Origin of the sequence: Chryseobacterium sp. PMSZPI, assembly GCF_002835665.1 — a bacterium.
In the GTDB taxonomy this organism is placed as follows: Bacteria; Bacteroidota; Bacteroidia; order Flavobacteriales; family Weeksellaceae; genus Chryseobacterium.
Window position 1 is genome coordinate 36186 of sequence record NZ_PIZV01000016.1, and the last position, 12605, is coordinate 48790.

The following is a 12605-nucleotide window of genomic DNA, read 5'->3' on the forward strand; positions in this document are numbered from 1 at the left end:
TGAACAAGACAAAGGTAGAGCAGTTAGAAAATTTGTTTATGAAAAATAATTGTAATACCTTTGTAAAATAGTTTTACAAAAAAACATAACTGATAATCAATAATTTAATTATTTTTTAAAAAATTGACAGATTTAGATCTATTACACTTTGAACAGCTAAAAAAGGATGTCCAAGGTCAATATTTAAAAGAATACACTCCTTCCTTTGATGATATTTCAAAATGGAAGGGAATCGATATTATATATTTCCAGGAAGACCTTCGCAAAAAAGCCAAAGGAAACATCAGCGAAAAATCATTTTATACCTATTTCAAAACTTCACCGGTTACTAAATTACCGAGGATCGACATGCTCAATTTACTGAGTATTTATGCGGGATATGATTCTTGGTATGATTTCAAAAAGCAACATCTTTTTGCCGGAGAATTACTACAGGAAAATGAAAATTTAGAAGATGAAGATATTCAGGAATTAGAAAAAATCGTTGCCGAGTCTCCTGAGCTTCAAAAAAATGAAATTCAACCTGAAAAAGCTGAAAACAACACCCTCGAAAATACAGATTTACAAAAATCAATCACTGAAAATCAACCGGTTAATAAAACAGCACCTACAATAAATGATATTGAAATTTCAACGACATCGCCTAAGAAAAACTTCTTCAAAAAAAATGCCTGGGCACTTGTTACTTCGGTTTTAATCGCCATAACCGGACTATTAGGTTTTAAAGATGTTCTTTTTTCTAAAACATATAAATATTGTTTCACAGATAAAGACCGTGGAGTTTCAGTCATTAATACTTTAGAAATACGCGTTATTAAGCAAAACGAATCACCCCTTCTCTATAAAATAAAACCGGGAGAATGTTTTTATTATTCCACAAAGGATAAGAATATAAAGATGCAGATCAATGCTCCTTTCTATGAATATCTGGAAGTAAACAGAAACCTTGAAAATGCCCCGGAGGAAGAAATGATTGAATTAAAACCGGATGACTATAAAATGGCGGTTAATTATTTCTCCGTAAAAGATGCCAACGGAAATCCGGAACTTTTAAAACAAAAAAGAAATCAACTGGAAAACCTGATCAGCAATAATGCTGTAATATATCAGGTATATGACAATAACACCTATGGTATAGAAAGACTAGACAAACAAAAGTATATCACCTTAGTAACCACTCCTACAACCTCATTGAAAAACCTGAGCGTTATAGAAATGAAAAAAGATAAAGGAAAGATTATATCCATCAAATTTAAAATTGCCTCCACAGATGAAAAGAATAAATAACTTTTTAATTTTCACCATGCTTCTTCTAGCATTTGTTGCCTGCAATAATAAAAAGACAGAAGTAAGTGATCTTGACAAACTAAGAAACAGCAATAACGCAAAAAGCTATCCTGCAGTACAAATGGATAGCATGCAGGCAATAAACTCCATTACAAAACAAAAAGTTCAGGAACTTCTGGACCTGTCCACCTTATACCTTTCCGGAAATAGAAATACGGAAATAGACACTGTAATCTACTCTCAGATGCAAAGTTACTTCCATAAACCCGATTCATTAACTTTCAAAAGGCTATTCAAAGAATTGGACAGTATGAAAGTAAAATCAGTGAAAGTAAACAACCTGAATGTCTATAAAGAGTTTTATAAAAAAGATACGTTGGATTATGCCAAATTCAACGTGGAATACTTTGACAATAAAAACAAGTCTTTAGGAAGCTTTGAGAAAAACGCACAGTACATCTTACTTTCGACTCCTAAGTTTAAGAAAGAATTTAAGTTTTACTTTTTAGATTTTTATTCCAAGCCATTAAAGAAAGACAGCACCTTGGTTGGCGTAATTAAATAGTCTAACGGGATATCATTTTCCCAGACATCATCGATATATTCTTCGGGGTCAAAATAATTGACTCCGATTTTTTTTGTATCTGATGAAAGACTTTGAAAAAGTGCGTCATAAAATCCTTTTCCATATCCTACCCTATTTCCTTTTGGATCACAATACAGCAAAGGGGTAATAACATATTGGAAGTAATTTTCACCGGAATCTTCATTGGAAACCGGCTCTGAAATCCCCCAACTATTTGTTGCAAAAACAGTATCTTCAAATATTTCAATATTGATAAGCTGATCTGACACAACTTTAGGCACAAAAACACGAATATTTTGCTCCAAAAAATACTGAATAAGAACTTGTGTATTGACCTCATTAAACTTCTCTATAGGTACAAAAACATGTATTTTTTGCCCCTTTTCAGGCTTAAAGTAAGCTACAAAATGATCGAAAATATTTTGAGATAACAAGAAAGCCTCATCACGTGACAAGGCTTTTCTTTTTTGTAGATATTTTTTTCTAAGCTCGGCTTTCAACATACTTATTATGCGTTTTCAGCGTGCGAGATTTTATATAATTTATCCGATAAACGAACTCTGAATGGAAGTTCAAAAGTAATTTGATCTCCTATTTTTGCAACTTCACAAGGACCACCGTTCGCATACATTTCAGTAATTGTAATTTCCTGCTCACCTGTTGTAGGACCTGAAATTAATACTTTATCCCCAATAGAAAGTTCTTTATTTTCAATTAAAAACTGTGCAATCTTAGATTTTGAATAGTAATGTTCAGCTTTTCCGATCAACACTTTTTTAACAGATATCTTTTGACGAATATTTTTAGTTTCAGCTTTTGTTTTTGTAGCTTGTGCTAAAGGCTGTGTTGATAAATCACCTGAGTGTTTAAACTTCAAAGCATCAGATTTCCCTTTTCTGAAAACCTTATTTCCAACCTGTAAACCTTTTCTAAGTTTCACCTGTTCTTCCCAAGGTAAATGTATTGTTTCTAAACATTCGGTAGAACAGCAGTTTTCCATAGCTGCTTTACATTCATCACATTGGATAAACAATAGATGGCAAGCATCGTTAGCACAGTTTGTATGGTTGTCGCACGGTTTACCACATTGGTGGCATTGCGAAATGATATCATCCGTAATTCGTTCTCCTAATCGATGGTCAAATACAAAGTTTTTACCAATAAATTTACTCTGGATACCTTCTTCTTTTATCTGACGGGTGTATTCAATAATCCCTCCTTCTAATTGGAAAACATTTTTAAAACCTTGATGTTTAAAGTAGGCACTGGCTTTTTCACAACGAATTCCACCCGTGCAATACATCAACAGATTTTTATCTTCTTTAAAATCCTGTAATTGGTCATTAATGATTGGTAAACTTTCTCTAAAGTTTTCTACATCCGGAGTAATTGCTCCTTCAAAATGCCCAACTTCACTTTCGTAGTGATTTCTAAAATCAACAACAATGGTATTAGGATCATCAAGCATATCATTAAACTCTTGAGCTTTAAGATGAACCCCTTTATTGGTAACATCAAAAGTATCATCGTTCAAACCATCAGCAACAATTTTATTTCTGACTTTTATCGTCAACTTTAAAAAAGAGTGATTGTCTTGTTCAACCGCTACATTCAAACGAATGCCTTTCATGAAATCATAAGCTTCAAGCGTATCACGGAAAGCCTCAAATTGATCAGCAGGAACACTCATTTGAGCATTAATTCCTTCGTGAGCAACATAAATACGGCCGAGTGCATCAAGAGCATTCCAGGCTATAAATAAATCGTCGCGAAATTTTTTGGGATCTTCAATTTTGGCATACGCATAGAAAGACAACGTAAGGCGTTCCTTACCAGCTTCATCAATAAGTTGAGCTCTTTCTTCTGCGCTTAAGGTGTTATACAGTTGCATGCTATAAACGTTTTAAGTGAGAAAAATATTTTTGCAAAGATAGACATTTTTAAATTAAGTATATTTATGACTGGATTAACAAGCATAAATTGATGAGTGACAGATGGCATTTTTATATTGTATGCTTATAACATATATTATCATTTCTGTCATATTTTCTTTAATAAATTTTTAAGTTTTGTTAATCCTGACATTAACAATTATCACATAAGATATAAAATGACATAATAGCCGTTAAATTTTAGTTAAAATTGAAACATAGCATAGTAATTGCTTACTTATTTAACATTAAATTTGTTTACTCAAAAACATAAAAAGAAAACTAATTAATAAACAACAAAGAAAGATATACAATGAAGAGTACTTTAAAAAAACTATTACCATTTGCAGTAGTAGGGGTTATCTCAGGAGCTACTACCGTTGGAGCAATACAATATTTCGGACACGGTTCCAACAGTGGAGATCAATCTTATTTCACAACATCAGCACCTACAGCAACATTTGCAGGTATGAATACAGGAGCAACAGGTGATGATTTTGTAAAGGCAGCCAAAACGACAGTTCCGGCTGTAGTTACCATTAAGAATTATCAAAGCAGAACATCAAACAGAGCATCTGAACAAGATCTGTTCGACTATTTCTTCGGAGATCCATTTGGAGGAGGCAGAGGCCAGCAAAGGCAGAAGCAACAACAAGCTCCGGACAATATGCCTTCAGGGATGGGATCCGGAGTAATCATCTCTCCTGACGGTTATATCATCTCGAATAACCACGTAGTGGCCGGGGCCAATAAACTAGAAGTAGTATTAAGCAACAAGAAATCATATATCGCCACTTTAGTAGGAACTGATCCTAACACGGATATCTCTTTATTAAAGATTGAAGAAAAAGGGCTTCCTTACTTAAACTTTGCCAACTCAGACAATATTGAAGTAGGACAATGGGTATTGGCAGTAGGAAATCCACTGGGATTGAATTCTACAGTAACAGCAGGTATCGTTTCTGCTAAGGGAAGAGGAATCGGAATTTTAGGAGGACAGGGAAAAGCAACGAATCCAATTGAAAGCTTTATTCAGACGGATGCAGCAATTAACCCGGGGAACTCAGGAGGTGCATTAGTAAACACCAATGGAGACTTGATCGGTATCAACTCTGCAATCCAGTCTACCACAGGATATTATCAAGGATATGGATTTGCTGTACCTTCTAATTTGGCAAGAAAAATTGTTGAAGACATCAAGAAATTCGGTATCGTGCAAAGAGGTTTCTTAGGCGTTCAGTCTTTAGATCTTTCTAACGATCAGCAAGTTGCAATGTACAACCAAAAGTTCAAAACCAATATTAAATCCGGTTCCGGAGTATATGTTACAGGTTTTGGGGACAATAGTGGCGCAGAAGATGCAGGTCTTAAAAAAGGTGATATCATTACCAAAATAGACAATTATGATATTTCAGATTTCGCTGATCTTTCCATGTCTATCGGAAGCAAACGTCCCGGAGATAAAGTACAGGTATTCTATTCAAGAAACGGTAAAGAAGGAAGTACGACAGTTACCCTTAGAGACCAAAAAGGAGGCACTTCTACCAGAACAAAAGCAGATCTTAGCGTTACTGAAAAAATCGGTGCTGAGTTTGAACCATTAAGTGAAAGATTTAAAACAGACTATGGATTAACAAGTGGTGTAACGACTAAAAATGTAGCAGAAGGAAGTGAAATGGCAAAAATAGGAATCGTTGACAATTACATCATTGTTGAAATCAATGGAAAGCCTGTAAATTCACAAAAGGATATCGAGAGAATCCTGGATAAATACCAAGGTAATGTACAAGTGAAGTTTGTGGATGAATACGGAAGAATTTATACTAAAGGATTTAAAATGCCTTAATAAAAAACAAACAATAGTTTGTTTCATATCAACAAAAAACGCTGTAGAGAATTTCTACAGCGTTTTTTATTTATTTGGGTTTATTCATTTTTTCAACGATTCTTTTTTTCTTATTCCGCTCATAAATCACTTCTACAATCTTACCCCCGATCCAGGAAAACGGAAAGAAAGTAAGGAAAATAGAAATCTTATAAAATGTCGGGTGATAAGGAAATATAATCACATCCAACATCGCAATAAAAAGCATGATGAATCCGATAAGAATAGCATAAGCCACTTTTGCATATTTCACGATAATTGCCGTAGCAACACCTCCTATTGTCGTTCCTAATCCTGAAATAAACAATAGAAAGCCAAAGAAAGCCTTATCATTCTTCATGCTGAAAAGAAACCTTTGCCAATGCTCAAACGGAGCAAAAGCTTCAAAGGTTACCCATTGCGGAAATGCTCTTATACCAAGAGTAATGATAAGCCCTGTTATAGCAAGACCCACCAACACCGCAAATGTATTTCTTATAAAATTCATTAATCCTGATGTGCAATCATAGAAATTTCGATATCCACATTTTTAGGCAGACAAGAAACCTGTACTGTCTCACGTGCCGGAAAGCTTTCTGCATCCAGATAAGAAGCATAAATATCGTTCATCACTGCAAAATCATCCATATTCTTAAGGAAGATCGTAGCTTTTACAACATTTTTAAAAGTCATTCCTGCTTCTGTTAAGATAGCTTCAAGGTTTTTCATTACCTGATGTGTTTCTTTTTCGATTCCCTCTACCAGTTTACCAGTTGCAGGATCTACAGGAATCTGTCCGGAGATATACAAAACTCCATTGGCCATATTAGCTTGTGAATAAGGCCCGATTGCTGCAGGTGCATTAACTGTGTTGATTATTTGTTTCATATGTGGGTATTTATTTTTTATAAAGTCATATGCCATCGCCATTTAAAGTACATATTTGTTTACTAAACAATTTCATTAATGACAATTTCAATAGAATTTATTTTGGTTGCAAATATAAAATTTATATTCTCAAATGCCAATCTGATATTAGAAAGGTGCATTAGGCTGAGTGAAACTTCTGTCTTTATACTTCAATGCATCACTTAAGATATTGGCTTTTATCCCGATAAAGAAGTCATATACTTTATACTGTCCGAAAGGAACCCAGTTGAAATTGATGGTAAAACTTCGTTGATCCCTTGAAAAACCAATCCTTGTATAAGCCAATTGTTTAGTCACCAAGTCATAGTGAGTACTTCCGTTGATATTCCAATAAGGAGTTAGCTTTATACTTCCATCAAGACCAAGCGATGCGATTTTAGAACCAAATCTGCTCAGACCTTTTGTATATGCATAGTTGGCATTAATGTTCAACGTCCAGGCCTGATCAAAATGAGCATAATGATCATCATCGAAATAATAATTTTCATTTCGGACTTCCCCTTTCGAAGAATACTTTTTAGCATAATCCTTTTTTTCTCCGAAAACTTCGCTGCTTAAAGGATAAGACAATTGTACATTAAACCCTTGTACACTAAAACCTCCAAATTGTTCTGTTCTGATCCCGGTATCCTGTCCCGGAACAAAAACAATTTTATAAGGATCTATGGTAAGACTTGTATTAACATTAAGTTTGTTATTAAAGAAAGAAGATTGCCCATTAATAGAAAGCACCGACCAAGGGTGATCTTTAGCTGCAAAGTTATAGTTTCCTGCAAGGCTTAAGGATTCAAAAATCTTGATCTTCTTCACTCCGGTAGAGTCTTTTTTAGACTTTACTTTCATTTCGATATTATTCCCGATATTAAATCCTAAGGCACCCACCATTCCACTGGTAGGGCTTCCTATGATTCCTTTTTCAAAAATGGAATAAGGAGTAAGTGCCCCATTCGCGTTATAGTAATTTTTATAATAGCCAAAATTAGGACTTGAGAAATCCGGAGAATAGGTAAATCCAATACTCGGAGTCATCATATGCCTTACTGCTTCTACAACCGAACCTTTTTTAAACTTCATCATACCGTATAATGTAGTCTGAAGACTGGTTGTTGCAGAGAATGTGGAATATCCTGTAAAATTTTTCTGGATTTCATCTACAGTAACAGCCTTAACAGGATCATAGTATCTGTTTAATGATTTCGTCGTTAGAGCATTATCAATATTTGCACTTAAGCTGAATGTAAAATATTTAGCCAAAGTAGTATTGGTTGCCAAAGCAATATTGTTTTTAAGCCCTGTCTGCATTTTGTCCCACATCGATTTGGTAAACAATTCATTTTGTTGCGAATTGACATAATTTGTAAGGTTCAATCCTGTATTTACCGTAATATTTTCAATAAGTCCCTGTCTTACTCCGGTTTTTGATTTAAATAAATAGAACTGATTGATCGCTACGTTCATCTGTGGAAGACGCAAATCCGTTAATCCGGTAGCAAAATTCTGTGAATAAGACGCCGTTCCCGTAATCGTTACCGGAAGCTTAAGAAATCTCTTGGTAAGGGTTACCGTTGAATTCTGCTGTGTATTCAACACATTCTGGTTGAAAATATAATTATTATTAAGTGGATTGTTATAAAACTTTGTACTCACAATATCCACAGAAGCGCTGAAGGTAAGGAACGGATTGGCTTTCGTATCCTGTGAGTGGGTCCAGGAAATTCTATATGTACTATTTTTGGTATAATCATCCAGTCCTTTAATCCCTCTTACCATTGTTCCAATATCCGCTGTAAAGTTCCCTGAATATCGGTACTTTTTCTGATAGTTCATTTGTGGTCTTAGGTTCCAGCTTCCTTTTGTATAAATATCAGCAAGTACTTTAAGGTCAAAATGCTCTCCTATTGGCTGATAATATCCTATCCCGTTAAGAAAGAAACCTACATCCTCCCTTTCTCCAAAACTTGGAATCAAAATACCAGCAGCTCTTTTATCTGAAAACGGAAGAATCGCAAATGGTAAATAAAGAGGTGTGGGAACCTTCTCTATAAACATCTGAATAGGACCTGTAACAATCTGTGATTTCTTCTTGGTTTTAATAAGCTTGATATTATAAGCTCTCATAAAATAATCCGCAGCTGTATCTTTTTTCTTTATAAAATAATCATCGGTTGTATAGTCCGCTTTTCTCATAGCATACACCGAATCATTGTATTTTTTCGTTTTTTGAGCAATAATCACCCCTTCACTTTCCTCTGTTCTGGCATTAAAAGCGATCGCCTGTTTTGTTTTAGTATTGTAACTAAACTGATTGGTCTCGTATTTTTTACCGGCCTGCGTTGTAATAACAGGCTCAATAATTTTTCCTAAAGAGTCTTGTTTACCTCTGGCATAGATCAGGTTTTTGTTATCATCAATAGAAATATAATCTGCATCAATCTGCATATCCTGATATTTTACCTGTGCATTTTTATTAAGGAATGTCATCTTTTTAGGGATGTCTCTTCTTTGATCATCGGCTTTTGTACGAAGAACATCATCCAAAGCTTCTTTTTTTGCAACAATGGTATCCTTTTTGGAAATAGTATCATTAACCGCATTTTTAGGCAATTTTTCAGGAGTTTTCTGTGCTAAAAAATTGTTAAAAATTAGGATAATTAAAATTTGTAATATATTTTTGAAGACGGTTTTGGCCAATTTTATTATATATAATTAAGGCCCAAAATTAATATAATTTTTATAACTGTAAGATGCACAAACAAAATTTTAAAATAATTTTATCATTTCTCCTTATCCTTATCAGCAACTTTATTTTCGCTCAAAAGAAATTTACTATCGTTCTGGATGCAGGACACGGAGGAAGTGATCATGGGGCCAACAGGACCTATTCAGACATTGGAAGAGTGGCTGAAAAAGACGTTACACTTGCCATTACGTTAAAGGTTGGGGCAATGCTTGAAAAAAACAGAGATTTCAAAGTAATATACACCCGTAAGATCGATGAATATCCATCATTATCGGACAGAACGAATCTGGCCAACAGAAGTAAGGCAGACTTATTCGTTTCTATTCACTGTAACTCTTCAGCAAGACCTACAGCTTATGGCACGGAAACCTATGTACAAGGACCCAACCAGAACAACGAAAATCTGGAGGTAGCCAAAAGAGAAAATGATGTAATCTTTCTTGATGAAAAAGATAGACAGACTTTCGGTTCTTATAATCCTGACTCTCCTGAGTCTTTAATAGCTTTAAAACTTCAGCAGAGTAAATATTTGGAATCAAGTCTCCTTCTGGGCGGTCTGGTAGAAGATAATTTTGTGAATAAAGACAAAAGATTTTCCAGAGGGGTGTTTCAGAAAAACCTTCACGTACTTCGTATGAATGCCATGCCATCTGTACTGATCGAAACCGGATTCATCAATCATCCTGAGGAAAGTCATTATATCGCTTCTGAAAAAGGACAAAGTGAAATTGCAGAAAGTATTTATAATGCAATCATAGACTATAAGAAAGCTATAGACAGAAAAACAGGAGGATCTTTCGCGATGAAAAAACCGGAGCCTGAGAAACCGGCTGAAGTAGCTCTGAAGAATGATTTCAGAATATTATTGATGAGTTCTCCTACCAAGTACAATGAAAATGATCCGGCATTAAAAGGATTAAACTATGTCCTTACTCTCAAAGAAAACGGACAATACAAATATTATTATGCTGTAACGAATATGGCTTCCGTAAGAGATATCAATCTTAAAACCGCTAAGGATGCAGGATTCAAAAATGCTTTTGCCGTAGGTTTTATGCCTAACCAAAAAATAAGCATGGGATATTATACGATAGAAGTATATGCCGGTGAAAAACTAAACGGTAATTCGTACATCTTACAAAACCTGAAAGATATAGAAAGAAACAAAGATAGCGGTGTATTCTATTATACCTATGGAAAGGTTTATACCCTGGAAGATGCTGTAAAGCTCCAAAAAGACCTTGAAGGTAAGGGCATAAAAAACACGGTAATACAAAAAGTATATAAATAATTTAAAAAAATAATTTTGAAGTTTCGCAGGTAATTATTACTTTTGCAACCTCAAAATTTGGCCTATTCGTCTAGTGGTCAGGACTCAAGATTTTCATTCTTGCAACAGGGGTTCGATTCCCCTATAGGCTACTTACAAACCTTTAACTATCCTTGAATAGTTAAAGGTTTTTTATTTTATATTATTTAACGGATCAGGTGCAAAAGTTGGGTTAATTTGAAGAGAAAAATGAGTTATCTTTTTACTACCCTAAACTTACATTGAAGTTTTATTTAGATGCAAAGACAAGATATAATTCATTATTGATAAGGGAGCCAAGAGTATAAAGGTCGCTGATAAAGCGATGTAGATAGGCATACGCTTAGAAAGAATCAATACAATTGATTCAGTCTTTTTTCTAAAATATAACACGGATAATAAAAATCCTTTACATGAAATTTTAAAATTAAACAGATTTAAATATTCTAAGCCTTACAACTCTTGCTTCAAAATCTCCTGCGAGTTCGAGACAAATATGTCCGGTAAAAGGGTTGAAGCTGGAAGTTATTTTCAGTTGTAATGACTGACAGCTTATGGCAACATTAACTTTTGCCTTAAGATCAATAAAAAAAGATGAATCGTTATTCGTTATAATTTACTTCCAGCTTTCAGGCTTCAAAACATACTCTGAACTGACACTAAAATATCAAAATGCACAACGGGATTTTATATTATCTGACTTTATTTCTCAATTTCTTCGAACCAGATACACCTTCAGAATCTCTAGACTTGGAAACATTCTCAAATTAGAAATAAAATTGGCAAAATACACTGTATTGATATACTGAGTTTTATTAAAAAAAACATTTTACTTTTATTCTAAAAAGACATTTCATTAACATTATATATCACAAAAGCCTTATATTTGCAAAAATTTTAGCCATAATTGCTGATACAAATATGGTGACACTGATGAAAAATATTATTGATAAATCATTGTATAAGATGATTTTCGAACCATCAAATTTTATATCATGCCGGATTTAAAAATACAAGAAGCTAAATTGCTTTTTAAGAAAATCCACTCTAACCCAAAAAGTTATGATTTAAAGATCAATGAAGACGGGATTGTAGGCAAAGATGATAAAATCAGTTTCAGACTTTACAGGACTGGAGAAAGGGTTGCTTTTGAAGTGACAATAGATGAACTTACTTTCACCAATACGACTGGAGAATGGAACAACGCATTGATCATGTTAGGAAACACGATCAAAAAAATAGAGAAAGAACAAGAAAATTTTAAAATAGAACAGGCAATAGATAAGCTTAGAAAGTACCTTTCAGAAGAAAATTAAAAATTTTCAAAATAAATTTGGTAGTTTAAAAAAAAGTTTATAGTTTTGCACTCACATTTAAACGATATGGCAAATCATAAATCAGCGTTAAAGAGAATTAGACAAAACGAAGCTAGAAGACTTCGTAACAGATACTACCACAAGACTGCAAGAACTGCAATGAAAGTCTTGAGAAGTGAAGAAGATAAAGCTGCTGCAACAGAGCAACTGCCAAAAGTTATCGCTTTATTGGATAAATTAGCTAAGAAAAATATTATCCACAAAAACAAAGCGGCTAACTTAAAAAGTAAATTAACTAAGCACGTTAATAAATTAGCGTAAAAGTATAGCTGGCCCGTTCGTCTATCGGTTAGGACCTCAGATTTTCATTCTGGTAAGAGGGGTTCGATTCCCCTACGGGCTACTTAGTTTTAAAAAACCACTGACATTTTTACGGTGGTTTTTTTAAAACAAAAGTTGAAAAGCTATACCTTAACAAACATCTAACCGGCCCGTTCGTCTATCGGTTAGGACCTCAGATTTTCATTCTGGTAAGAGGGGTTCGATTCCCCTACGGGCTACAAAGAGAAGACTTTCATTAGATCTTCTCTTTTTTGCTTTATAATTTACATCATATTTTCTTTTAGGTTAAATACCACACAT

General features: G+C 34.1%; 11 protein-coding genes and 3 tRNA genes. 9 read left to right on the forward strand and 5 right to left on the reverse strand.

The window, feature by feature from the left end:
* Positions 1–123: 123 nt before the first annotated feature.
* Positions 124–1287: a hypothetical protein gene (locus CW752_RS03940; protein WP_101238472.1), complete on the forward strand. Its 1164-nt coding sequence runs from the start codon at positions 124–126 to the stop codon at positions 1285–1287.
* Complete coding sequence (locus CW752_RS03945; RefSeq protein WP_101238473.1) at positions 1271–1852, forward strand: hypothetical protein; 582 nt, start codon at positions 1271–1273, stop codon at positions 1850–1852. Before CW752_RS03940 ends, CW752_RS03945 begins: the two co-directional genes overlap by 17 nt.
* Here CW752_RS03945 and CW752_RS03950 read toward each other — a convergent pair.
* Both CW752_RS03950 and CW752_RS03955 read right to left on the reverse strand, forming a co-directional pair.
* Positions 1801–2328 carry a 5-formyltetrahydrofolate cyclo-ligase gene (locus CW752_RS03950; protein WP_317044717.1) on the reverse strand — a complete coding sequence of 176 codons (528 nt, stop codon included), beginning with the start codon at positions 2326–2328 and terminating at the stop codon, positions 1801–1803. The genes CW752_RS03945 and CW752_RS03950 overlap by 52 nt on opposite strands.
* Before the next feature lie 53 nt (positions 2329–2381).
* On the reverse strand, positions 2382–3764 hold the full coding sequence (locus CW752_RS03955; RefSeq protein ID WP_101238475.1) for a rhodanese-related sulfurtransferase: 1383 nt from the start codon (positions 3762–3764) through the stop codon (positions 2382–2384).
* Positions 3765–4117: 353 nt separating this feature from the next.
* On the opposite strand from CW752_RS03955, the gene CW752_RS03960 reads away from it, so the two are divergent.
* Positions 4118–5650 carry a trypsin-like peptidase domain-containing protein gene (locus tag CW752_RS03960; RefSeq protein WP_101238476.1) on the forward strand — a complete coding sequence of 511 codons (1533 nt, stop codon included), beginning with the start codon at positions 4118–4120 and terminating at the stop codon, positions 5648–5650.
* Positions 5651–5720: 70 nt separating this feature from the next.
* Here the strand turns inward: CW752_RS03960 and CW752_RS03965 are convergent, their stop codons facing one another.
* The 3 genes from CW752_RS03965 to CW752_RS03975 all read right to left on the reverse strand — a co-directional run bounded on the left by CW752_RS03965 (position 5721) and on the right by CW752_RS03975 (position 9289).
* The gene (locus CW752_RS03965; protein WP_101238477.1) at positions 5721–6176 is read right to left on the reverse strand and encodes a hypothetical protein; all 456 of its coding nucleotides are present in this window, start codon (positions 6174–6176) and stop codon (positions 5721–5723) included.
* Positions 6176–6556 carry a RidA family protein gene (locus tag CW752_RS03970; protein ID WP_047491629.1) on the reverse strand — a complete coding sequence of 127 codons (381 nt, stop codon included), beginning with the start codon at positions 6554–6556 and terminating at the stop codon, positions 6176–6178. The genes CW752_RS03965 and CW752_RS03970 overlap by 1 nt, the downstream gene beginning before the upstream one ends.
* A gap of 147 nt (positions 6557–6703) precedes the next feature.
* Complete coding sequence (locus CW752_RS03975; RefSeq protein ID WP_101238478.1) at positions 6704–9289, reverse strand: putative LPS assembly protein LptD; 2586 nt, start codon at positions 9287–9289, stop codon at positions 6704–6706.
* A gap of 53 nt (positions 9290–9342) precedes the next feature.
* Between CW752_RS03975 and CW752_RS03980 the strand changes: the two genes are divergently transcribed.
* The 6 genes from CW752_RS03980 to CW752_RS04005 all read left to right on the forward strand — a co-directional run bounded on the left by CW752_RS03980 (position 9343) and on the right by CW752_RS04005 (position 12523).
* Complete coding sequence (locus CW752_RS03980) at positions 9343–10629, forward strand: N-acetylmuramoyl-L-alanine amidase (protein ID WP_185117565.1); 1287 nt, start codon at positions 9343–9345, stop codon at positions 10627–10629.
* A gap of 59 nt (positions 10630–10688) precedes the next feature.
* Positions 10689–10760: transfer RNA gene (locus CW752_RS03985), tRNA-Glu, on the forward strand.
* A gap of 882 nt (positions 10761–11642) precedes the next feature.
* A complete protein-coding gene (locus tag CW752_RS03990) occupies positions 11643–11963 on the forward strand; it encodes a hypothetical protein (protein ID WP_101238479.1) in 321 nt (106 codons plus the stop codon).
* 66 nt (positions 11964–12029) lie between these two features.
* On the forward strand, positions 12030–12284 hold the full coding sequence (gene rpsT, locus CW752_RS03995; RefSeq protein ID WP_101238480.1) for a 30S ribosomal protein S20: 255 nt from the start codon (positions 12030–12032) through the stop codon (positions 12282–12284).
* Positions 12285–12294: 10 nt separating this feature from the next.
* Positions 12295–12366 (forward strand) — tRNA-Glu (locus tag CW752_RS04000).
* An 85-nt stretch (positions 12367–12451) separates the two neighbouring features.
* Positions 12452–12523: transfer RNA gene (locus CW752_RS04005), tRNA-Glu, on the forward strand.
* Positions 12524–12605: the final 82 nt, after the last annotated feature.